The 23616-nt window shown below is 62.6% G+C and carries 18 protein-coding genes, 1 tRNA gene and 2 rRNA genes (1 of these 21 only partly in view); 13 read left to right on the top strand and 8 right to left on the bottom strand.

The genetic code is table 11. From position 1 onward, the window contains the following. The 3 genes from E3U25_RS19800 to E3U25_RS19790 all read left to right on the top strand — a co-directional run. Positions 1 to 2236 (top strand): 23S ribosomal RNA (locus tag E3U25_RS19800) (it extends 611 nt beyond the left edge of the window). Between the two features lie 139 nt (positions 2237 to 2375). Next, positions 2376 to 2490, top strand: a 5S ribosomal RNA gene (gene rrf / locus E3U25_RS19795). A 61-nt stretch (positions 2491 to 2551) separates the two neighbouring features. Next, positions 2552 to 2628 (top strand) — tRNA-Met (locus E3U25_RS19790). A 399-nt stretch (positions 2629 to 3027) separates the two neighbouring features. Here the strand turns inward: E3U25_RS19790 and E3U25_RS19785 are convergent. From E3U25_RS19785 to E3U25_RS19765, 5 genes are all read right to left on the bottom strand, one after another. Then, complete coding sequence (locus E3U25_RS19785; RefSeq protein ID WP_208861595.1) at positions 3028 to 3255, bottom strand: recombinase zinc beta ribbon domain-containing protein; 228 nt, start codon at positions 3253 to 3255, stop codon at positions 3028 to 3030. 173 nt (positions 3256 to 3428) lie between these two features. After that, positions 3429 to 4097 carry an ANTAR domain-containing response regulator gene (locus E3U25_RS19780; protein WP_166435507.1) on the bottom strand — a complete coding sequence of 223 codons (669 nt, stop codon included), beginning with the start codon at positions 4095 to 4097 and terminating at the stop codon, positions 3429 to 3431. Positions 4098 to 4171: 74 nt separating this feature from the next. Next, positions 4172 to 5443 carry a transporter substrate-binding domain-containing protein gene (locus E3U25_RS19775; protein ID WP_116221776.1) on the bottom strand — a complete coding sequence of 424 codons (1272 nt, stop codon included), beginning with the start codon at positions 5441 to 5443 and terminating at the stop codon, positions 4172 to 4174. Between the two features lie 198 nt (positions 5444 to 5641). After that, positions 5642 to 7729 (bottom strand): hydantoinase B/oxoprolinase family protein, encoded by a 2088-nt coding sequence (locus tag E3U25_RS19770; protein WP_116221777.1) that lies wholly within the window; start codon positions 7727 to 7729, stop codon positions 5642 to 5644. Positions 7730 to 7764: 35 nt separating this feature from the next. Beyond that, positions 7765 to 9948 (bottom strand): hydantoinase/oxoprolinase family protein, encoded by a 2184-nt coding sequence (locus E3U25_RS19765; protein ID WP_281029289.1) that lies wholly within the window; start codon positions 9946 to 9948, stop codon positions 7765 to 7767. Between the two features lie 777 nt (positions 9949 to 10725). Here E3U25_RS19765 and E3U25_RS19760 point away from each other — a divergent pair. From E3U25_RS19760 to E3U25_RS19715, 10 genes are all read left to right on the top strand, one after another. Beyond that, complete coding sequence (locus E3U25_RS19760) at positions 10726 to 11967, top strand: urea ABC transporter substrate-binding protein (RefSeq protein WP_116221779.1); 1242 nt, start codon at positions 10726 to 10728, stop codon at positions 11965 to 11967. 69 nt (positions 11968 to 12036) lie between these two features. Next, positions 12037 to 12903: an ABC transporter permease subunit gene (locus E3U25_RS19755; protein ID WP_072462276.1), complete on the top strand. Its 867-nt coding sequence runs from the start codon at positions 12037 to 12039 to the stop codon at positions 12901 to 12903. Next, on the top strand, positions 12900 to 13958 hold the full coding sequence (locus E3U25_RS19750) for a branched-chain amino acid ABC transporter permease (protein ID WP_116221780.1): 1059 nt from the start codon (positions 12900 to 12902) through the stop codon (positions 13956 to 13958). Before E3U25_RS19755 ends, E3U25_RS19750 begins: the two co-directional genes overlap by 4 nt. Next, complete coding sequence (locus E3U25_RS19745) at positions 13955 to 14674, top strand: ABC transporter ATP-binding protein (RefSeq protein ID WP_036750919.1); 720 nt, start codon at positions 13955 to 13957, stop codon at positions 14672 to 14674. Before E3U25_RS19750 ends, E3U25_RS19745 begins: the two co-directional genes overlap by 4 nt. Then, positions 14674 to 15312, top strand: a complete 639-nt coding sequence (locus E3U25_RS19740) for an ABC transporter ATP-binding protein (protein WP_052095731.1) — start codon at positions 14674 to 14676, stop codon at positions 15310 to 15312. The genes E3U25_RS19745 and E3U25_RS19740 overlap by 1 nt, the downstream gene beginning before the upstream one ends. A gap of 67 nt (positions 15313 to 15379) precedes the next feature. Further along, positions 15380 to 16516 carry an aminomethyl transferase family protein gene (locus E3U25_RS19735; RefSeq protein WP_036750924.1) on the top strand — a complete coding sequence of 379 codons (1137 nt, stop codon included), beginning with the start codon at positions 15380 to 15382 and terminating at the stop codon, positions 16514 to 16516. Positions 16517 to 16575: 59 nt separating this feature from the next. After that, positions 16576 to 17178, top strand: coding sequence for a dimethylamine monooxygenase subunit DmmA family protein (locus E3U25_RS19730; protein WP_072462274.1), 603 nt, complete (start codon positions 16576 to 16578; stop codon positions 17176 to 17178). Beyond that, complete coding sequence (locus tag E3U25_RS19725; protein WP_072462273.1) at positions 17175 to 18122, top strand: PDR/VanB family oxidoreductase; 948 nt, start codon at positions 17175 to 17177, stop codon at positions 18120 to 18122. The genes E3U25_RS19730 and E3U25_RS19725 overlap by 4 nt, the downstream gene beginning before the upstream one ends. A 9-nt stretch (positions 18123 to 18131) precedes the next feature. After that, positions 18132 to 19175, top strand: a complete 1044-nt coding sequence (locus E3U25_RS19720) for a heme-dependent oxidative N-demethylase family protein (protein WP_116221781.1) — start codon at positions 18132 to 18134, stop codon at positions 19173 to 19175. A gap of 308 nt (positions 19176 to 19483) precedes the next feature. Beyond that, a complete protein-coding gene (locus tag E3U25_RS19715; RefSeq protein WP_116222406.1) occupies positions 19484 to 20875 on the top strand; it encodes an ammonium transporter in 1392 nt (463 codons plus the stop codon). Between the two features lie 51 nt (positions 20876 to 20926). Here E3U25_RS19715 and E3U25_RS19710 read toward each other — a convergent pair whose 3' ends face one another. The 3 genes from E3U25_RS19710 to folD form a co-directional block, all read right to left on the bottom strand. Continuing rightward, entirely contained in the window at positions 20927 to 21568 is a 642-nt protein-coding gene (locus E3U25_RS19710; protein WP_036750938.1) for a helix-turn-helix domain-containing protein, read from the bottom strand. A 72-nt stretch (positions 21569 to 21640) separates the two neighbouring features. Beyond that, positions 21641 to 22525, bottom strand: a complete 885-nt coding sequence (gene purU, locus E3U25_RS19705) for a formyltetrahydrofolate deformylase (protein WP_116220436.1) — start codon at positions 22523 to 22525, stop codon at positions 21641 to 21643. A gap of 132 nt (positions 22526 to 22657) precedes the next feature. Then, positions 22658 to 23563, bottom strand: coding sequence for a bifunctional methylenetetrahydrofolate dehydrogenase/methenyltetrahydrofolate cyclohydrolase FolD (folD, locus tag E3U25_RS19700; protein WP_116221782.1), 906 nt, complete (start codon positions 23561 to 23563; stop codon positions 22658 to 22660). Between the last annotated feature and the right edge of the window lie 53 nt (positions 23564 to 23616).

Genomic DNA, 23616 nt, shown 5'->3' with positions numbered 1-23616 from the left:
TCTATCTAGCAAGCTTAAGCCGTTAGGTGTAGGCGCAGCGAAAGCGAGTCTTAAAAGGGCGAATGAGTTAGATGGATCAGACCCGAAACCAGATGATCTAGGCATGAGCAGGCTGAAGGTTGGGTAACACCAACTGGAGGGCCGAACCCACACCTGTTGAAAAAGGTCGGGATGACTTGTGCCTAGGGGTGAAAGGCCAATCAAATCTGGAGATAGCTGGTTCTCCGCGAAAGCTATTTAGGTAGCGCCTCGGACGAATGCCCACGGGGGTAGAGCACTGCATGGATGATGGGGGCCCACAGCCTTACTGAGTCTAAGCAAACTCCGAATACCGTGGAGCACTATCCGGGAGACACACGGCGGGTGCTAACGTCCGTCGTGGAGAGGGAAACAACCCTGACCAACAGCTAAGGCCCCCAATTCGTGGCTAAGTGGGAAAGCATGTGAGACTTCCAAAACAACCAGGAGGTTGGCTTAGAAGCAGCCATCCTTTAAAGATAGCGTAACAGCTCACTGGTCTAGTCAAGAGGTCTTGCGGCGAAGATGTAACGGGGCTCAAGCCACGAGCCGAAGCTTTGGGTGTGCATTTATGCACGCGGTAGCGGAGCGTTCCGTGATATAAGCTCTTGCCTTTTCTATCCTGTCTCCCTTGCAAGAGGGTGGGATAGCGGAGGCGCGAGCTTTACTGTGAAGCCGGGCCGTAAGGCATCCGGTGGAGTGATCGGAAGCGAGAATGTTGACATGAGTAGCGACAAACAGGGTGAGAGACCCTGTCGCCGAAAGTCCAAGGGTTCCTGCTTAAAGCTAATCTGAGCAGGGTAAGCCGGCCCCTAAGGCGAGGCCGAAAGGCGTAGTCGATGGGAACCAGGTTAATATTCCTGGGCCAGGAGATGGTGACGGATCGCAGGTGTAGTTCCTCCTTATCGGATTGGAGGAGCTGCTGAGCGGTTCCTGGAAATAGCCCTCCACAAGACCGTACCCTAAACCGACACAGGTGGACTGGTAGAGAATACCAAGGCGCTTGAGAGAACCACATTTAAGGAACTCGGCAAAATACCTCCGTAAGTTCGCGAGAAGGAGGCCCCGTTGGCAGGCAACTGTCGGCGGGGGGCACAAACCAGGGGGTGGCGACTGTTTACTAAAAACACAGGGCTCTGCGAAGCCGTAAGGCGACGTATAGGGTCTGACGCCTGCCCGGTGCCGGAAGGTTAAAAGGAGAGGTGCAAGCCTTGAATTGAAGCCCCGGTAAACGGCGGCCGTAACTATAACGGTCCTAAGGTAGCGAAATTCCTTGTCGGGTAAGTTCCGACCTGCACGAATGGCGTAACGACTTCCCCGCTGTCTCAAATGTGGACTCAGCGAAATTGAATTGTCTGTGAAGATGCAGACTTCCCGCGGTTAGACGGAAAGACCCCATGCACCTTTACTATAGCTTCGCACTGGCATCAGGATTGCGATGTGCAGGATAGGTGGTAGGCATTGAGCCCGGGACGCCAGTTCCGGTGGAGCCATCCTTGAGATACCACCCTTCGCACTCTTGATGTCTAACCGCGGCCCGTTATCCGGGTCCGGGACCCTGCGTGGTGGGTAGTTTGACTGGGGCGGTCGCCTCCCAAAGAGTAACGGAGGCGCGCGAAGGTTGGCTCAGAGCGGTCGGAAATCGCTCGTCGAGTGCAATGGCAGAAGCCAGCCTGACTGCAAGACTGACAAGTCGAGCAGAGACGAAAGTCGGCCATAGTGATCCGGTGGTCCCGAGTGGAAGGGCCATCGCTCAACGGATAAAAGGTACGCTGGGGATAACAGGCTGATGATGCCCAAGAGTCCATATCGACGGCATCGTTTGGCACCTCGATGTCGGCTCATCTCATCCTGGGGCTGGAGCAGGTCCCAAGGGTATGGCTGTTCGCCATTTAAAGAGGTACGTGAGCTGGGTTTAGAACGTCGTGAGACAGTTCGGTCCCTATCTGCCGTGGGTGTAGGATACTTGAGAGGAGTTGCCCCTAGTACGAGAGGACCGGGGTGAACGTTCCACTGGTGGACCAGTTATCGTGCCAACGGTAGTGCTGGGTAGCTATGAACGGACAGGATAAACGCTGAAGGCATCTAAGCGTGAAGCCCCCCTCAAAACAAGGTATCCCTTGAGAGCCGTGGAAGACCACCACGTCGATAGGCCGGAGATGTAAGCGCAGCAATGCGTTCAGTTGACCGGTACTAATCGCTCGATAGGCTTGATTTGATCCGGAAGAAGACAGACCAGCTTGTCAAGGACAAGCAGCCCGCCTTCTTCCAAAAGCATCCTTGGACAATGTCTTCCCGATCCCGAAGCGGCGAAAGCCCGAAGGGAAGCGGAAACGCCGATTTCGCTCCTTTTCCGGTCTGGTGGCTTTAGCACGAGCAAAACACCCGATCCCATCCCGAACTCGGCCGTTAAGTGCCGTCGCGCCAATGGTACTGCGTCAAAAGACGTGGGAGAGTAGGTCACCGCCAGACCTGAAAAGAAGCGAAAATCTCTCGGAACGAAAAAGCACCGCAAACCACGCGATGCAAATGGCGCGGGGTAGAGCAGCCCGGTAGCTCGTCAGGCTCATAACCTGAAGGTCGCAGGTTCAAATCCTGCCCCCGCAACCATCTTTACTTGCGATCCGCCCGCCCCTTCGGCGGGCTTTTTCGTTTGCGCGGAAATCGTAAGGATTCCGGCCAGATCGCCCTGAACGTCGATCTCGATCCGGTCCTCTCCCGGCGCCAGCACGATCCGGTCGATCAGCGAACGGATGATCTCCGCCGTCTCGATGCGTTGCGCCTCGTCGTCGCCTTGCAGCGTCTCGTAGAGCTGCTGCACCCGTGCCCGGTATTGCAGCGCCATCGAGGGATGCAGCAGGGGCGGGGGCTCGTCGGCATTGGCCAGGAAATCCTGCAGTTCCGCCTTGCGGGCGCGCAGCTTGTCGCCACGCTCCTTCACCGCCTCGATCGAGATGGCGTCCCGCATGTAGAGATCCATCAGCTTCTCCTCCTCGCGGGCGATCCGCTTCAGCTCGGTCTCGGCCTTGTCGATGCCGGCGCCACTTTCCATGCGCAGCCGGTTGGTCTCCCTCGTATAGGCGTCGCAGAACTCGGCGAAGAGGTCGGGTTGACCAGGCGGGTGCGCAGGGCGTTCAGCACCCGCGCTTCCAGCTCGTCGCGGCGGATGTTCATCCGGTTGTCGCAGGTGCCCTTGTTGCGCGCCGTCGAGCAGCCCAGAAGATCCTTCGAGATCATCGAATAGCCGCCGCAACGCTTCGCCCTTCACGGCCGACAACCGCATGGTCGGCTGCGACGCCGTTTCGGCAATCAGCAACTGCGCCCGGAATAGCTTGCGGCGAAAGACCATCGTCCCGTCAGCTGCAGCGCCATGCGCCTGAAACACGTCACAACATATCCTTCAAGCGCCCTTATGGATCTTGACCGTAGTCTTCATGCATCAGGGTATCTTCCTCCTCACGCCAGTTCAGGCGGGAGAGGATCTCACCTGACACCATATCGACGGTGGTTCTGCGCTTCATCGCCAACTGCCGAAGCACGCCATAGGCTTCCTTTTCGGAATGATTGTCAGTCAACATGATCGCAAGCTTGGCGCGCTCGATGATACGGGACGACTCGAGCTTTGCCTGCAGGCGGCTTAAGCTCTGGCGCAATCGCCGTTCTCGTCGGTGATTGTTGACCGCCGCCAATAGGTTGGTAAGAATCCCGAAGGGTCGGATCGGCAGCCCGATTACCGCATTCACCCGCATGTTCAACAGACGGTCGATGGACAAAGGATTCTCATAGTCAATCACTGCGATCAAAACCGCCGAAGGATTCTCGGCTTGCCAATGGAACGAGAGCCTGCTTTCGATCAGCTGATCAAGGAGGACGAAAACGATGTCGATATCCTCGGCATAGGAAATGGGTGGCGGCCAGATTTCCTGCACCTGGCAACCAATTCTCACCAGATGAGAGCGAAGATCCTGATCGCCGCCCTGGTCTGGTTGAACAAGAATGATCTTCAGTAATCGAAGATCCTTGATCAGGACTGGTCGATCCCTATCGCCGGTTGCGGGCTCGCTTCGTCCGGCCTGCATCTCGGATTCCTCTGCCCTGAAAGCGTGTGCGCCCATGATTGATCTCGATCTGCATTCACCTGAAGCTCAGGCATTCATGTCCATTCCGGGGTGTGTGATATGGTCTCAGCTGCGGTCTTTTCGTCACTGTTTATGGAGTAGCTTGTCATATATGGGTTGGGGCGAATAGCATTCTTCGTTTGGGCAACAATATCAAATTGGCCATCGTTTCGTACAATTCCGATCTTAGGCCAGACGTAGCAGTGAAGATTCGATGGATCTATTGCAACTCTACCCTGAGGTGCCTCGAAGGAAGTGCCCAGAATCCCTGCGCGGATCGAGCCGATGCTATCGGCAGAGCCATTCCTCATGGCCTGCGCAACCATATGAGTCTGAGTATAGGCTGCATCCCAGCACATATTCGTATGCGCAGGTTCGCCACGCGCTGTCTTGTAGCGCTCAAGAAGGGAAATGTTGGCTGGATTTGCCTGTGATGCAAAATACGTCGCTGCCGTGATATGTCCAACAGCCGCCTTGGGGTCGATTTCCTGAAGATCGGCTTCGCTGGTCGTCAGGCTTGCAACCATGATCTGGCCGGCGTCGAGCCCATTTCCGGCATAAGCATTGTAGAAATCCAGATTGGACTGACCGACGAAATTGTTGAAGATGATGTCCGGTCTGCATTTCATGATGTCAGCGATGAGGGAATCCATTTCCGGCCTTTTGGCCTGCTGGCCGAGATAGCGCTCGCCCAAGACCTCTCCGCCGCCGGATCTGATGAGGTCGCCCATGATCCGACCGGATTCGCGGGGCCAGATATAGTCCGATCCTACGATATATATGCGCGGCGAATGGTTTTCGAGAAGATATCTGGCCAGAAGCAGGCTGTTCTGATTTGGAACGGCTCCGAAATACATTGCGCTTTCGGAATACTCGAACCCTTCATATTGGGCTGGGTAGCAGAGAATTCCCGCCTCTTTGTCCAGGGCAGTCAATACCGCCTTGCGCTGGCTTGAGGTGTAGCACCCCAGTATGACCTTTACCTTGCCATCGGCGAGAATATCCGCCGCCATGGCTTTGTAGGCGGCAGGTTCTCCTGCCGGATCGCGATATACGGGGATCAGTTCGCGACCATTGATGCCGCCAGACTGGTTTATCTCATCGATTGCAAACATCGTCGCCGACAACATGCTTTTCTCTGTCACGGCGGTCCAGCCCGTTTGGGAGAACATGACCCCGATATATACTGGATCGTCTCTTCTCATCTTGTGCGGCCCTCCTTTTAAGGAATAGGTGATCGGGAGTTCAAGCTTTCCGATGGTGCGTTGCTCCGGGCGGCATGGCGTGACGCTAGGCGTGCCCAGCATAAGGGTCAAGAAAGCGCCGTCCGCGATTCCGATTTAGCGGATGGCCCATGCAAGATGCCCGGTTTTCAGGCGTGGATAGGCCCGATAAACAAGCAGTGGCAGTGGCAGCGGGCGCCGGACAAAGGGACTGACCCCGAAGCGGCCATGGTGTGGTCTGATCGGGCAGGGGCGGCGGATCGCCTTGCCGCCCCTCCGTCGTTACGCGGCGATCTGCACCCGTTCCTTGGCTTCCAGACTCAGCACCGCAAGCGATTTTCCCCAATAGGGCGCAACCCGCCGCTTCATCATTTCGCGGAACTGCTGCGTGGTATTGACAAGCAACTGGCCATTGCCCCAGTCGAGGATCACGCCATATTGCCGGACGCAATCCATGACGTTCAGCTCCCCCGAGCGATAGCGCGCAGCGATGGCTTCCGCATCCTCGTCAAGCCAGCCCAGACGCGCGGCAGCGATGCGCTCGCGTTCCTTCGCGGTTGCCGCTGCGTCGACCTCATATTGCGCCAGATCGGCATCCACTACCCGGATGACGACGCCATAGTCGATGCGTGCGCGCTCGACGCTGACATATTCGTCGGCGACATCCTCGCAGACCAGTTTCGGGTCGCGCATCAGCGGATCGCCGACCCCGCCGCCGCCGGCGGAGGGACGGGTGAAGACGTCGTCCAGTTCGATCGGCAGGTTCGAGAAGATCGAGCCCAGGTAACGCTCCTTCTCGGTGCCCTTGTTCAGCCAGACGCCATGCGGGATCGAGGGCAGGCCACCCCACATGCCCCAGGTCACCGAACGCTCGCGGTCGCAGCAATAGGAAACTACGATCCGCTCGCCCTCAAAGACCGAGCCGCCCTTCTCGGCGCCGAGCCCGCCGCGTGCCTCGCCGGGGCCGGCGGAATCCTGCACGAAGTCGTGGCATTTGGTCAGCACCGGGGCCAGCCGTTCCTGACCTTCAAGCGGCTGGATGCCATATTGCGCACCGAAGACCGGGGCGGTGGCGTTGAAGCCGTCGCGCCCGTTGCGGCCGCCCCAGCCGCCGGCCATCCAGTCATACCACATGAAATAGGGGCGCCCCTGAAGCCTGGTGTCGCGGCCGCCGACCAGCAGGTATTCCAGGTTGAAGGCGCAGCCCATGGTCCGTTCGGGCATGATATCCGCCCAGAGCCCGAAGACCGAGTTCATCAGCTTCTCGAACGGGCCCGAACAGAAGCCGGCGCAGGGGCTGGGCCATTCCGCGTTGACGACCGTTCCGGGCTCGCCGACATTGACCGTGACCGCACGGTAGAGGCCTGAGTTCAACGGCAGGTCCGGGAACTGGTATTTCGTTCCTGCGACGATCCCGGCGAAAGAGCCGCCATAGGCCGCGTTCAGGAAGGTCGAGATCTGCGGATGCGAGCCCGACAGATCGTAATGGGCATGGTTGCCGTCGATGGTGAACTTGATCTTGATCGGGATCAGGCCCTCCTCCAGCTTCGGGTCCTGGTCGATATAGTCCTCGGCATACCAGGTTCCGTCGGGAAGCTCGGCCAGGCGGTTGCGCATCAGCACCTCGACCCAGTCCTGCACCTCGCGGAAGGCGGTCTTGATGGTCTCGACGCCGTATTTGTCGCAAAGCCGCATGATCTCGCGTTCCGCAACCGCCGTCGCCTCGGCCTGGGCCTGCATGTCGCCGATCACGTCGCCCGGATTGCGGGTATTGGCCGCGATCATCTTGGCCACGTCCTCAAGCCAGACGCCCTTGCTCCAGATACGGACCGGGGTGATGCGCAGCCCCTCGCCCATGTGGTCCAGCGCGGTGATATTGAACGAGCCTGGCGTCGCGCCGCCCATGTCGGCCCAATGGCCATTGGCCTGCGACCAGCCGATCAACTCGCCCTTGTAGAACATCGGGCGCAGGATGCGGGTATCGTTGAAGTGGCTACCGCCCCGGAACGGATCGTTGATGATGAAGACATCGCCCGGATTGATGTCGTCGCCGAACTCCTCGATCACCGCCTTGCAGGTATAATGCAGCGTGCCGACATGGGCGGCGATGTCGCCGGTGCCCTGCATCACCAGGTTGCCCTGCGGATCGCTGAGCCCGGACGAGAAGTCGCGGCAGTAGATCACGAAGGAATAGCAGGTCCGAAGCAATTGCTCGGCCATCTGGTCGACGATGTTGACGAAGGCGTTGCGCAACACCTCGAAGGTGATCGGGTCGAGTTCGGACTTGAACTCGGTCAGGCGCTTCTCGGGGGGCGGGGGGAACTGGATGCCCTTGTCGGACAGTTCCAGGGCTTGCTTCTTGCCGGTCATGCCGGTCGTCCTCCTTGCTGGTTGGGGGAAGGCGCTTATGCCGCGCCAAGCTTGATCTGGATGTTGAGCCATTCGTCGATATAGGCGACGTCGCCCGGCGGAATGACGGTGGTCGAGTCGAGCTGGTCGATGACGGCCGGGCCCTTGATGGTGACGCCGGCCGGCAGGGTCTCGCGGTCGTAAAGCTGAGTCGTCATGGCCGCGGGGTGGTCGTGGAACCAGGCCTCGCGGGTGCCCTTGGGAACCGCCTTCGCATTCGGGTCGATGGCGACCTTGGGGAAGGAGGGCTTGGGCGTGATCCCGATCGCGCGCACGGTCAGGCGGTAGATCTCCACCGGGAAATCCTCGCGGCGGAAGTTGTGCGCCTTTTCATATTCGGCATGGAAGATGGCCAGCGCCTCGTCCATCGCGGTGATCTTGCCGGGAACCGACACCGCCAGCGAACGCCACTGACCGCGATAGCGCATATCCACGAAGCGCTGGAAGGTCATGTCGCCGGGTGCGACGCCGTCGCGTTGCATCCGGTCGCGGCCTTCCATTTCCAGCTTCTGGAACGCGGCTTCGACATCCGCCGGATCGGCCGTGCTGGCATTGTCGAAATACATCTGCGTCACGTCATGCTGGACATCCACCAGGATGCAGCCCACCGCCGAGGTTACGCCGGGATTGGGCGGGATGATGACCACCGGGATGTTGAGTTCGCGCGCGATATCGACGCCATGCAGCGGACCCGCGCCGCCGAAGGCCACCAACGCGAAATCGCGCGGATCGTGACCCCGGGCGATGGAGATCAGGCGCACCGCATCGGCCATATTGGCATTGGCGACGCGCAGGGTGGCAAGCGATGCCTCGACCAGATCCAGGTTCAGCGGCCCGGCGATCTTCTGCATCGCCTCAAGCGCAGCCTCGCGGTCCAGCGACTTCTTGCCGCCGGCCAGGGTGGTGCCGACACGGCCCAGGATAATGTTCGCATCGGTATTGGTCGGCTCGGTTCCGCCTGCCTTGTAGCAGGCCGGTCCCGGCACCGATCCAGCCGATTGCGGGCCGTTGCGCAGCGATCCCGCCTTGTCCAGCCAAGAGATCGAGCCGCCGCCGGCGCCGATGGTCAGAACCTCGATCGAGGGGAAACAGATCGGATGGCCCCAGTCCACTTCCCATTTGTCGGTCATGCGCAGATGGCCGTCCGCCGTCAGCGAGATATCCGCCGAGGTGCCGCCCATATCCAGGCCGATGGAGTTCTTGTAGCCGCAGAGCTCGGCGAAATACTTGCTGGCGATGGCGCCTGCAGCGATTCCCGATGCGGCAAGGCGGGCGGCGTATTTCTCGGCCGTCGCCGGGGTCATCACGCCGCCGCCGGAATGGAACAGCAGGACATCGGCCTCATATCCGGCCTCACTGGTGCGGCTGGCGATGTCGCGGGCATAGGGACGGATGATCGGCGCGAGGATGGTGTTCGCCACGGTGGTCGAGAAGCGGTCGTCCTCGAAGATTTCGGGATGGGTTTCGTGCGAGGTTGAGATGGCGACATCCGGCCCCAGCACCTCGGCCAGGATCTCGGCCATCCGCTGTTCGTGGACGCCGTTCACATAGGCGTTGATGAAGCACACGGCGACCGCATGGACCTCGCGCTTCTTCAGGATGCGCGCGATTTCCCGCGCCCGTTCCTCATCCAGCGGCTCGATGATCTCGCCCCGGTAATTGATCCGCTCGCGCACGGCGAAACGGTCGCGCCGCCGCACATAGGGCGGGGTCCCCTCCTTATAGGCGTCCCAGGGATCTTCGCGGGTGCCGCGCCCGATTTCCAGCACGTCGCGGAAACCTTCGGTCGTGACCATGGCGACGGGCTTGAAATTGCGCGTGATCAGCGCATTCGTCGCAACCGTCGTCCCATGGGTGAACAGTTCGACATCATTCCAGTCAAGATCGGCGGCCTCGGCGCCGTTCATGATCGCGTCGATCGGATTGGCCGTGCTGGGCACTTTCGCAACGGTCTGTTTTCCGTTCGAGTCCAGAACGAAAATATCGGTAAACGTCCCGCCAACGTCAATTGCAAGGCGGGCACGTGCAGGTTTCATCGACGGACCTGCGTCCGCCCCATCCATACTCATCGTGAATTTCCTTTTGATCCGCATTGCGCAAATCAGGCTGCAAAGGACGGAATCCGTCCGATGAGCACCTGCGCATAGATTTCGCTTTGATATCGAGGGGAGGCCGATCACCTGATGCTTTCGGGCGCATGGTGATCTGTTGCATTCGTTGTTGAATGCATTCCTCGACACTACGCGATGAATATCAAGATCGACAAGCGTTTTTTTCAAGTGCAGAAAGTTGCGGAGAATCTTCCTGAAACATAATAAAAATCAATGGATTGCGATCATGGGCAATGCGCCGCGCCGCGGAATATCCTTTTCGCACTGACGACGGGACTGCGAGATCGGAAAGGGTGCGAATCGCCGCTTTCAGCCTGTCCAGGTAGGAAAAGAATCATCGGATGATGCTTCGACGAAGGCGCAGATCCGGGTCGGGACGGCCAGCCCATGCAAATGGATACCCCGACTGTCAAAGCCGACGCAAGACAAGTCACGATCTGCGCAAAATTTACGCGGCAGCATTGCCTTCTGCCCGCCTGCTGAACGCCGGGCGCGATGCTGGATTGCGGCTGCCGGAAAAATCCGCTCGATCCGGAAAAACCTGTTGACCGATTCGGCTCGGATCGCCGATGCACTCTATAACGAGTTAGCGAAGTTTAGCTCTTGTTCGCCGCGTCGAGTTCGTCACACCGGCATTGTCTTCGACTAAGGCGCATAGGCACAACAAGGTGCCATCTGTCAGCCCAAAGCCATGAGGCACAGCATCGTGCCGCCAAGTGGTGTTGCGCGCCCTCCCATGAAAATGGGCCAGCGTCGCGAAAGGCTCTCCGGAAATTCGGGACTTCGGAGTTTGGCCTGCTGGGAATGCCTCTTCCAAAAAGCACAAATGAAAACAGGGAATCCACCATGAAAGACCTGCAACGCAGACATTTCCTCGGCCTGGGTGCCGCAGGGATTCTTGCAACCCCGTTCCTTGCCCGTCCCGCTTTTGCCGCGACCGATAAAATCCAGGTCGCCGGTATTCATGACGCCTCGGGCGGCATCGACATCTATGGCCGCCCGATGATCAATTGCCTCAACCTTGCCGTGGACAAACTGAACGCGGCCGGCGGCGTGCTGGGGCGCGAGATCGAACTGGTCAACTACGATCCGCAATCGAACATGCAGCTTTACGCGCAATATGCGACCGAGGCCGCGACGCGCCAGAAGGCGGCTGTGGTCTTCGGCGGCATCCTTTCCGCCTCGCGCGAGGCGATGCGGCCGGTGCTCGACCGCTACAGGACGCTTTATTTCTACAGCCTGCTTTATGAAGGCGGGGTCTGTGATCGCAACACCTTCTGCATGGGCTCGACCCCCGGCCAGACGCTGGAGAAATTCACCCCCTATGTGATGCAGAAATTCGGCGGCAAGAAGGTCTATGTGCTGGCCGCTGACTACAATTACGGCCAGATCACCGCGCTGTGGATCGAGAAGTTCGTCAAGGAAAACGGCGGCGAGGTGGTGCGGGCGGATTTCTTCCCGCTCGATGTCAACGACTTCGGCTCGACCATCCGCCAGATCCAGGCGGCCCAGCCCGATATCATCATGTCGGTCCTGGTGGGCGGTGCGCATAACGCCTTCTATCGCCAATGGGTCGCCTCGGGGATGAAGGACAAGATCCCGATGGCCTCGACGACCTTCGGCATCGGCAACGAACAGGTGCTGACCACCCCCGACGAACATAACGGCATCATCGTCTCCTATGCCTATTTCGATGGGATCCAGACCCCCGAGAACGAGGCGTTCAAGGCCGAATATTACGCGAAATTCGGCGACAAGGCAGATGCGATCACCGAGGGCGGCGCCATGACCTATCACGCCGTCAATCTTTGGGCCAAGGCGGTCGAGATGGCCGGCACCATCGAACGCGAGCCGGTGATCGAGGCGCTTGAGAGCGGCCTTTCCTTCGCCGGGCCGGCGGGGCTGACCACGATCAACGCCCAGACGCATCACAACACGCTCGACAGCTATATCGCCGAGGTGCGCGACAACAATTACGTCGTGCTGGAAAGCTATGCGCAGCAACCGCCCAGCGACACGCTGGCGGTCTGCGACCTGAAGGTCAACCCGACCGATGCGACGCAATATGTGGTCGAGGTGCCGAAGTAACGGGCCCGCACGGGCGCCCGGCCATAGGGCGCCCGCATTTCCCGTTTCCGCCGCACCAGGGAGCTTCTCATGGACTATGTTGCGATCATTCTTCTTCAGACCGCGATCAGCATCGCGAACCTGGTGCTGATCAGCGCAGGCCTCGCCGTCATCTTCGGCATGATGCGCGTCATCAACTTCGCCCATGGCGAGTTCCTGATGCTGGGCGGCTATACGGCGGTCATTGCCACCCAGCATGGCGTGCCGCTGCTGGTCTCGTGCTTCATCCTGGCGCCGGTGCTGGTCGGGCTGGTGGGGCTTGTCGTGGAATATCTGGTGATCCGCCATCTTTACGGGCGGCTTCTGGACACGATGCTGGCAAGCTGGGGGGTGAGCCTGATTCTGATCGGCCTCGTCACCGTGGCCTTCGGCAATTCGGTCTCGGGCATCTCGACGCCCTTCGGCAGCCTTTCCATCGGGCGGTTCAGCATCGGGTTCTATGAACTCTTCCTTGTCGCCGTCACCCTGGTCATGGTCATCGCCGGCTATCTGGTGATGCGCTACAGCCGCGTCGGGCTGATCGCGCGGGCCACGATGCAGGACCGTGACATGGCCGCCTCGCTGGGGGTCAACCAGCGCGCCGTCTACCGCGCCACCTTCGTCACCGGCGCCGCGCTGAGCGGGCTTGCCGGTGCGCTGATCGCGCCGATTGCCGGGGTGGTGCCGACCATCGGCGCCTCTTATCTGGCGAAATGCTTCATCACGGTAATCTCAGGCGGTCCCGCCATCATCGCGGGCACCTTGTCCGCCTCGGGGCTGCTGGGCGGCGTCGGCGTGATCATGACCTTCCTGGCGACCCCCGTCCTGGCCGAAGTGGCGCTGCTTGCGGCGGCGGTGGTGCTGCTGCGGGTGCTGCCCCAGGGGATCACCAGCAAATTCTTCCGGAGATCGCAATGAAAACGCCGCTTGTCACCTCGGACCGCCTGGGCGCGGTCGCGATGATCCTCGCTGCTGCCTGGGCGCTGTTCATCGTCCCTTCGGGCGGGGACATGACGCTGATCCTCTCGGGCTCGATCTATTGCGCCTTCGGAATCCTCGCGCTTTCGCTGGCGCTGATCTGGGGGTTCGGCGGCATCCTCAGCTTTGGCCAGACCGCGTTCTTCGGGATCGGCGGCTATGCCTATGCGGTTCTCGCCCTCAACATCGGTAATACGACCACGGCGGCGCTGCTGGCGATCCTGGTCGCGGCGGCGATGGCGGCCGCCATCGGCTATTTCATGTTCTGGGGCCGGCTGGGCGATGTCTATCTGGGCGTCATCACCCTGGTCCTGTCGCTGATCCTCTATCGCTTCATCAACCAGACCTCGGGCAGCGAATGGAAGATCGGCAAGGCGCCCCTGGGCGGCTTCAACGGCATCCCCTCGACGCCGATCCTCAACGATCTGGACGGCAACCCGCTCTGGCCTGAAGATATCTATGTGCTTTGCGTGGTGGCGCTGATCCTGTCCTATATCCTCTGCCGCCTGCTTCTTGCGACGTATTTCGGCCGGGTCGTGATGGCCTTGCGGGAAAACGAGCTGCGCGCGGAACTGCTGGGCTACGATACCCGCCTCTACAAGCTGGGGGTGTTTTCCATCGCCGGCGGTCTTGCGGGCCTTGCGGGGGTGCTGTTTGCCAATTGCGTATTCGTCAGCCCGAACATGTTCAGCCTGACGACCAGTTCGCAATTGCTGGTCTGGGTGATCGTCGGGGGCCTGGGAACGCTTGCCGGCCCGGTCATGGCCTGCTTCCTGCTGCTGGCCTTCTCGGCCTGGCTGGGCACGCTGAACGCCGGGGTCTGGCTCGACCCGAACCTGGTGATGGGGCTGGTGCTGACGCTGTTCGTCCTGGTGCTGCCCAAGGGCATCCTGCCGCTGATGCGGAGCGGCTGCGACCGGGCATTGGCCGCGTTCCGGCGCCCGGCACCGGCGGCGGAACCCGGCGAGGCCATGATCGGGGAGGAAGCACGATGACCGACTACCTGCTGGAAGCCCGCAACCTGACCATGCGTTTCGGCGGCGTCGTCGCGGTGCGCGATGTCAGCCTCTCGCTGCGCGAGGGCGAGTTGCATTGCCTGATCGGGCCGAATGGCGCCGGGAAATCCACTTTCTTCCGCATGCTGTCCGGCCAGTATCGCCCGACCTCCGGCGAGGTGCTGTTTCGCGGCCAGTCGATCAACGGCCAAAGCAGCGCGAAGATCGCGCGGGCCGGCATGGGGATCAAGACCCAGGTGCCTTCGGTCTTCAACGCCATGACGGTGCGCGAGAATGTCATGCTCGCCGCCGTCCGGGCGCTGCCGCCCAACCTTGCGCGGCGGCGCTGCGACGAGGTGATGAAGCGTATCGGCATCAGCCATCTCGCCGCCGAAAAGGTCGGCATCCTGGCGCATGGCCAGCGCCAGTTGGTCGAACTGGCCACCGTGATCGCCCCGCGCCCGGCGCTGATCCTGCTGGACGAGCCCGCCGCCGGCATGACCGGCGAAGAGGTCGAGGGGCTGGGCGACCTGCTGGTCGAACTGGCCCGAAGCTGCTCGGTCATCGTGGTCGAGCATGACATGAGCTTCATCCGCCGGATCGCGCGCAGCATCACCGTCTTCAACCAGGGCTCGGTCCTGGTCGAGGGGCCGGCCGATCAGGTCCTGTCGGATCAGCGCGTGCGCGACGTCTATCTGGGAAGGGAGGTGGCCTGATGCTGCAACTCGTCGGAGTGCATTCGGGATATGGGCAGATCCCGATCCTGCGCGACATCAGCCTCAATGTCGCCGAGGGCGAATTCGTCGGCATCCTTGGCCATAACGGCATGGGCAAGAGCACGCTGTTGATGACCATCGGCGGGACGCTGCCCGCGACCGATGGCCGGATCGAGATGGGCGGGCAGGACATCACCCGTCTGCCGGTTCACCGGCGCGCAAGGATGGGCCTTGGCTATGTCAAGCAGGGTCGGCGGATCTTCCCGCGCCTGACGGTGCGCGAGAACATGCAGGCGGCCTGCCTGGCCGGCGGCCAGCCGCTGGCGCGGGCCGAGGAAATGATCGCGCTGTTCCCACGTCTCGCGCCGATTGCCGAGCGTCCGGGCGGGGTGCTTTCGGGGGGCGAGCAGCAGATCCTCGCGCTGGCCCGATGCCTTTGCACCGCGCCGCGCCTGGTGATGCTGGACGAGCCGACCGAGGGGATTCAGCCCTCGATCCGCGAGGAGATCGTCGAGGCGCTTCTGATGCTGCGCGACCGGCTGCGCCTGACCATGCTGCTGGTCGAGCAGAACGAGGCCTTTCTGGGCGCGCTCTGCACCCGAAGCTATTGCCTTGAAAAGGGCCGCCTGGTGGCGTGATGCCCCGGAAAAGGAACGTCCCTGACCGCAATGGGGCAAACAAGAACGTGAAAACAGGGAGTTGACGATGACCGCTTCATGGAGATTCTCGGCATTGGCCGACCGGCATCGCGCGCTTGGATCGAAGCTTGAGGACTGGTCGGGCATGGGAACCGCCTGGTCCTATGACGGTGATCCGGTTGCCGAGTATCTGGCGATCCGCACCAAGGCCGGGCTGATGGATGTCTCGGGGCTGAAGAAGGTGCATGTCACCGGCCCGGCCGCCAGCCATGTGATCGACCGTGCCACCACGCGCAATGTCGAAAAGCTGATGCCGGGCCGGGCGATCTATGCCTGCATGCTGAACGACGCCGGCAAGTTCATCGACGATTGCGTGATCTATCGCACCGGGCCCAATGCCTTTCTGGTCGTGCATGGCTCGGGGCAGGGGTTCGAGCAACTGACCATGGCTGCCTCTGGCCGCGACGTGTCGGTGCGCTTCGATGACAACCTGCACGACCTGTCTCTCCAAGGCCCTCTGGCGGTGGACTACCTGGCGAAACATGTGCCCGGTATCCGCGACCTGGCCTATTTCGGCCATATCCAGACCTCGCTGTTCGGCAAGCCGGCCATGATCTCGCGCACCGGATACACCGGTGAGCGGGGCTACGAGCTGTTCGTGCGTGGGCAGGATGCGCCGATGGTCTGGGATCGTATCCTGGACGAGGGTGCCGGGATGGGGATCATCCCCTGCCGGTTCACCACGCTGGACCTGCTGAGGACGGAAAGCTATCTGCTGTTCTTTCCCTATGACAATTCGGAAATGTATCCCTTCGACGACCAGCCGGGCGGGGATACGCTGTGGGAACTGGGCCTGGATTTCACCGTATCGCCCGGCAAGACCGGCTTTCGCGGGGCCGAAGAACATTACCGCCTGAAGGGCAGGGAGCGCTTCAGGATTTGGGGCCTGAAGCTGGAAGGCGACAAGGCCCCGGACAATGGCGCTCCGGTCTTGCGCGACGGTGTGCAGGTCGGCGTCGTGACCCAGGCGATGCATTCGCCGCTGAACGGCTGGACGGTGGCCATCGCCCGCCTGCCGGTCGATTGCGCGAACGAAGGCAGCAGGCTGACCGTGAACTGCGCCACCCATGGCGAAATCGCTGCCGTGACCGCGTCCATGCCCTTCCTCGACCCGGAAAAGAAGGTCCGCACCGCCAAGGGCTGACTCAAGCGCCCGCCGGGTGGCGCAGGTTGCCCGGCCCTTCCCGTCAACAGGGGGAAACCATGCCAGGAACCGAATTCTCGCCCTCGATCGCCAGCCGCCCGGTCTATCCGGGGCTGGTGGCGCAGGGGGCCATCCCCGCGATCATGCTGGCCGATGCCGAGGGGGCGGGGGCGCTGATCGACCTTGCCGCCCGCGATCCGGCGGTGATGGAGCGGGCGCATGTGATCTTCATCCCGGCAGGCACCCCACATGGCGCGCGGCTGCGGGCGCTTGGCGCGCGGATCTATCACGAAAGCCCCAGCTATGCCGCCTGCCTGGAGCGGTTCCGCAAGGCGCTGGCCGATGCCCATATGGGCACCACGCTTTATCTGGCCGGAACCGAGGGGCTGATCGGGCAGGCCACGGCCGAGGCGCTGGCCGCCGGCCTACCCGCCGGCGCCATCCAGTCCGAGCACCGCGGGTCGATCGCGCGGCGGATGCAATGCGTCCATTGCAAGGGCATCACCGAGGGTGTCACCACCGATCCCTTCACCTGTTCGCATTGCGGGCTGACGCTGTTCGTCCGCGACCATTATTCGCGCCGCCTGGGCGCTTTTCAGGGCGTCTGCGTCGATGCCGAAACCCCCGGCGTCCTCCCACCCGTGCAGGAGATCAGGCCATGACCGCCCGGATGCTGCGCGTGGCCGAGGTCACGCCCCTGTCGCCCCTTGTCACCCGCTTCCGCTTCGAATGCCCCGAAGGCGGCACGCTGCCGCTGTTCTCCGGCGGTGCGCATGTGGTCGTGGAGATGCCCGATGGCGCCACCCTGCGCCGCAACGCCTATTCGCTGATCTCGGACCCGCTGGACGGATCGGGCTATGAAATCGCGGTGCGGCGCGAGGATGCCGGCCGGGGAGGCTCGCGCTTCATGCATACCCATGTGGCGGTGGGCGACCTGCTGCGCGTGGGCGCGCCGGTCAACCTTTTCGCGCTGGACCTGCGGGCGAAAAAGCATGTGCTGATCGCGGGCGGCATCGGCATCACGCCCTTCCTGGCCCAGCTTCGGCAATTGACCCGGCTGCAAATGCCGTTCGAACTGCATTACTGCGCCCGCAGCCGGGCCGAGGCCGCCGGCCTGAGCCTGCTGCCCGACCTGCCGCAGGTTCATGCCCATATCTCCGATGAAGGCGATCGGCTGGACATCGGCGCGGTGCTGGCGGGGCAACCTTTGGGAACCCATGTCTATACCTGCGGACCCGAAGGGCTGATCGAGGCCGTAGCAGGAACCGCCACCCGCCTTAACTGGCCCAAGGCCGCGCTGCATTCCGAAGCCTTCCTGTCCCCGCCACCCGGCGCAGCCTTCAAGGTCACCTTGGCGCGGTCAGGCATAACGATCACCGTCGGCCCCCATCAAAGCCTGCTGGAGGCGATGGAAGAGGCGCAGGTCGATGCTCCTTGGCTTTGCCGGGGCGGCGCCTGCGGGCAATGCGAGACCGCCGTCCTGTCCTGCAAGGGCCGGATCGAGCATCACGACCACTGGCTGAGCAATGCCGAAAAGGCCGCGCAGCAGAAGATCATGCCCTGCGTTTCGCGCTTTCAGGGCGAAGACCTCACCCTTGACCGCTAGGGGGCCAGCATGACCATGCGCTTCAACGACGAAACCTTCCGCGACGATTACACCTTTTACAACTCGCCCGCGGCGATCCGGCGCTTTCCGTTCCCCTTCGACCAGGACAGCTACATGTATTCGGTCAATATCGAGCCGCACCGCCGGGGCGCGGCGGGCTCGGTGTTCCAGCACCGTTTCGACGTGGACGAACATTACGTCGCCGAAATGCGCGACCGAGAGATCACGCTGCGCGACGATCCGCTGCGCTGCCAGTCGCTGCCGCATATGGAACTGGCGGGCTGGGATTTCCTGGAACTGGTGATGGTCTCGAAGGCCGAGGACTATCCCGAACTGTTCGAACTGCACCGCGACGGGGACCGCTGGCACTGGATCAACCGGCCGCTGGGGATCGAACAGCGCTTCATCTTCCTTGACGCGACCAGCCTGCCCTGCGGGCCGATGGAATACATCACCCGCCAGACCCAGGGCGACCATGCCCTGCTGGACCAGCGCGAGGGCAACCTGTGGATGGATGCCGGCATGGTGACCAGCCAGGCGGATTGGAGCCTCGATTTCGACATCGGCATGAACTTCTTCGAATGGCACGCCCCGGTGCCGAAGGCACATGAATTGGGGGTGTTCCAGCGCGCCCTGAAATTCCTGCTGAGCCTGCAGCAGGGGGCACCCGTGCGGCGGCTGAACTGGACGATGACGGTCAATCCCCGGCTGGATACCAGCCCCGAGAACTATCACAAATGGGGGCCGGAAAAGCGCACGCTGACCGCCGGGAATGTCGGCGCGAAGCAATATCTGCGGGTGGAGTTGCAGACGCTTTGGCGCCTGCCCCGGTCGAACGCCATCGCCTTCCCGATCCGCTGCTATCTGCTGGCGCTGGAGGATCTGGTGACGGTGCCCAAATGGGGACGCCGCCTGCACCGGGTGCTGCGCGACCTGCCGGGCGAACTGGCCGAATACAAGGGATTCGCCGTGAACCGGCCGCTGATCGTCGACTACCTGTCGCGGTTCGACGACTGTGCGCCGACCTCGGCCGGGATCTTTCCCGATGACTGACGGCGAGGGGCTGCCAACCTGTATGCTGCCAGCATTCGGCGGGACGGAACCGACCTGCGGCAGTGTCGTCGCAATCTCCTCGGATTCGTGTCGCTTCCTGGCCGTTACGGCCTTCCTGCATGGCCCCGATCGAACCCGCCCAATGGCGCGGGATCGGTTCGGTTCCTGGCGCGAAGTCGGGCAGGGTGAACGGAATGGCGGCAGAATCGGAATATTCCTGGAAGGATCTTATTTTTATCTACAGGAAACTTTGTTTTTGGCGCCATCACCCCATCATGAGGATGCCCGCATCGCATGATGGATTCGCCATGACACAGAAGAATGCCCTTGTAGCGGCCTTGCCCGCGATCCTGTTTCCCGCCCTCGCCTGGGGGCAGGATGCCGAACCGGCGTTGAGCGCCGGAGATACCGCCTTCGTCGCGACCTGCGCGCTGTTCGTCATGCTGATGATGCTGCCCGGCCTTGCCCTGTTCTATGCGGGCATGGCGCGCAGCAAGAACGTGCTGTCGGTCCTGACCCAGATCTTCGCCTCGGTCGCGCTGATCTGCGTGCTGTGGATCGCCTTCGGCTATTCGCTGAGCTTCGACACCGAGACGCCGCTGAACGCCGTCATCGGCGGGACCTCCAAGTTCTTCCTGTCGGGGATAACCACCGAAAGCATGGTGGGGACGCTGCCGGAATATCTCTTCGTGCTGTTCATGATGATGTTCGCGGCCATTACCCCGCCGCTGATCGTCGGCGCCTTTGCCGAGCGGATGAAATTCGCCGCGGTGCTGATCTTCATGGGCGTCTGGCTGCTGATCAACTATGCGCCCATGGCGCATATGGCATGGGGCGGAGGCTGGGTCTTCGATGTCGGTGTTCTGGACTTTGCCGGCGGCAATGTCGTCCATCTGAACGCCGGCATCGCGGCGCTGGTCTGTGCGTTGGTCCTCGGGCCGCGCAAGGGTTACGGCACCACGATGATGGTGCCCCATAACATGACCATGACCTATACCGGCGGGGCGATGCTCTGGGTCGGCTGGCTGGCCTTCTGCGGCGGCTGCGCGCTGGCGGCCAATGGCTTCAGCGCGCTGGTGATGCTGAACACCATGCTGGGCGGCGCCGGGGGCGCGCTTGGCTGGATGACGGCGGAATGGATTCACCGCAAGCGGCCCAGCACCTTCGGCCTGGCCTCGGGTGCGATTGCCGGCCTGGTCGCGATCACCCCCGCCTGCGGCTTCGTCGGCCCCATGGGCGCGGTGCTGGTGGGCTTCCTCACCGCGCCGGTCTGCGTCTATGCGGTCGAGGTGGTCAAGCGCCGCGTCGGCTATGACGATTCCTTCGACGTGTTCGGCGTCCACGGTGTCGGGGCGGTGGTCGGCGGCGTGCTGACGGTCGTCTTCGCCGCGCCCGCGCTTGGCGGGCTGGGCTATCCCGAGGGCCGCACCATGCTGACCCAGATGGTGCCGCAGGTGCTGATCATGGGCTTCAGCATCGCGGTCTCGCTGGTGACGACCTGGATCGCGCTGAAGATCGCAGGCGCGCTGGTCGGCCTGCGCGTCGATGAGGAGGCCGAGGCCGAGGGGCTGGACATCCACCAGCATGGCGAGGTCGGCTATCGTCTGGGCGATGGCGTTTACGGAGGTGCGGCGCTGGTGCCGGCGCAGGCCGCGCATGGTCTGGGCTCTCCGGTGCAGGTCGCCAATCAGCGCGGCTGATGCCGCGCCCATTCCAGGGCCGGGCCTCGCGGGGCCCGGCCTTTTCCGCTGTCAGCGGCTTTGTGGATAGGTGATGACCGACAGGTATTTCGCCGGCAGTTCGATCAGGTCCACCGGGCCATGCGGCGCGTCCGCATCGAACAGCAGGGTATCGCCCGGCTCCAGGCGATAGATCTGTTCGCCATGACGATAGCCGACCGTTCCTTCCAGCATATACAGCATTTCGATCCCCTCGTGCTGGAAGGTCGGGAAGCGGTCGCTTTCCGTGGTCAGCACGATCAGATAGGGCTCGACAACGACGCCGGAGTCGTTCGCGCCGATATGGCCCAACAGGTGATATTGATGGCCGGCGCGGGTGCCCTGGCGCTCGATTTCCACCCCGTCGCCGGCTTTCACATGCATGGCCCCACGGGGCTCGGCATAGCCGGAAAACAGCTGGACCAGCGGCACCCGCAAGGCATTGGCCAGCATTTGCAGTGTGGCCAGCGAGGGCGAGATCACCCCGTTCTCGATCTTGGACAGCATCCCGACCGAAAGCCCCGACTGCGCCGCCAGATCCGATCCGGTCAGGCGCTGGCGCTTGCGCAGTTCTCGCACCACCCGGCCGATGGCGACCTCGAGGTTTCTTTCCGGATTGTCGCGCAGGGCATGGGGATTCTGGGTCAGTCTTTGCGATGTATCGCTGCTGTCCATCACATGTGCCGCGCGCCTTGTTTCCTGTCAGGAAAGTCTAGACCGCGGCACCGACAATGTGAATAGCCCCGCTCACCCCATTCTTTCGGATGCGTAGCTTCCTGGCGAGGCGGGAAAGACCACGGTCTTGTTGCCGTTGAGGAACACCCGGCGGTGGATATGGGCGTGGATGGCGCGGGCCAGGACCTGGCTTTCGACGTCGCGGCCGAGGCTGACGTAGTCCTCGGGCGATTGCGCATGGGTGACCCGGACGGTGTCCTGCTCGATGATCGGGCCCTCGTCGAGGTCGGCGGTCACGTAATGGCTGGTCGCCCCGATCAGCTTCACCCCGCGCTCGAAGGCCTGCTTGTAGGGGTTGGCGCCCTTGAAGCTCGGCAGGAAGGAATGGTGGATGTTGATGATCCGCCCCGACATCTTCTTGCACAATGCATCCGACAGCACCTGCATGTAGCGCGCCAGCACCACCAGCTCGGCCCCCGAATCCTCGACCACCGCCATCAGCTGCGCCTCGGCCTGCGGCTTGTTCTCGCGCGTGACCTTGATGCAGTGGAAGGGGATGTCGTGGTTCACCACCACCTTCTGGTAGTCCATGTGGTTCGAGATCACCGCCACGATCTCGATCGGCAGCGCGCCGATGCGCCAGCGATAGAGAAGGTCGTTCAGGCAATGGCCGAAGCGGCTGACCATGATCACCACCTTCATCTTCTCGGCCTCGTCATGGATGGCGTAGTCCATGGCGAAGGGCTCGGCCGGGCCGGCCAGGCCCGCACGCAGCGCCTCCAGCCCCACGCCCTCCTCCGAGACGAAGCTCACCCGCATGAAGAAGCGCCCGGTCTCGGTATCGTCGAACTGCGAACTGTCGGTGATGTTGCAGCCATGCTCGGCCAGAAAGCCGGCCACGGTGGCGACGATGCCGCGCGTCGAGGGGCAGGCGACCGTCAGCGTGTATTTCTTCATCTGGCTCTCCACTGAAAGGGCAAGCGCCCTGGTTTCTTCCGTGTGCAAATATCCCGGGGGGACGCTCCTGCGGCCCCCTCGAGGGGCCGCAGGAGCGGGGGGGCAGCGCCCCCCGCCGTCCCGCGCCATCCCTCAGGCCGCCGCGCCTTCGGCCCGGCCCGGGTCCGGCTCGGGCAGGCCATGCGCCCGGCAGCAGGCCACCAGCGTATTGGCCAGCAGGCAGGCGATGGTCATCGGCCCCACGCCCCCCGGCACCGGGGTGATCGCGCCCGCCACCTGCGCCGCGCCCGCGAAGTCCACGTCGCCGACCAGCCGCGACCGGCCCTCCTCCTCGATGCGGTTGATGCCCACGTCGATCACCGTGGCGCCGGGCTTGATCCACTCGCCCCGGATCATCCGCGCCCGGCCCACCGCCGCCACCAGGATGTCGGCCCGCCGGCAGACCGCCGCCAGCTCGCGGGTGCGGCTGTGGGCGATGGTCACCGTGCAGTTCTCGGCCAGCAAGAGCTGCGCCATCGGCTTGCCCACGATGTTGCTGCGCCCCACCACCACCGCCTCCAGCCCCGACAGATCCCCGAGCGTCTCGCGCAAGAGCATCAGGCAGCCCGAGGGCGTGCAGGGCACCAGCGCCTTCTGCCCGGTCCCCAGCAGCCCCACGTTCAGCGCATGGAACCCGTCCACGTCCTTTCGCGGGTCGATGGCGGCGATCACCGCCCCGGCGTCCATATGCGCGGGCAGCGGCAGCTGCACCAGGATGCCGTGCACGGCCGGGTCGGCATTGAGCCGCGCGACCAGCGCCAGCAGCGCCGCCTGCGGCGTCTCGGCAGCAAGCCGGTGCTCGAAGCTCGCCATCCCCGCCTCGCGCGTCTGGACCGCCTTGTTCCTGACATAGACCTGGCTCGCAGGATCCTCGCCCACCAGAACAACCGCAAGCCCGGGCACCACACCGTGCCCAGACCGCAGCCGGTCCACAGCCTCGGCAACACGGGCCCGCAACCCGGCCGCAAAGCCCCGCCCGTCGATGATCCTTGCACCCATAAGCCATTCTCCTTCAATGTCCGCAGCCCGCCCCAAGGCAAAAGCCCGGCCCG

The sequence above is a fragment of the Paracoccus versutus genome (assembly GCF_029909795.1).
Classification (GTDB): Bacteria; Pseudomonadota; Alphaproteobacteria; order Rhodobacterales; family Rhodobacteraceae; genus Paracoccus; species Paracoccus versutus.
Note: the sequence above shows the minus strand (reverse complement) of the source record. Positions and strands in the feature narration are given on the sequence as shown.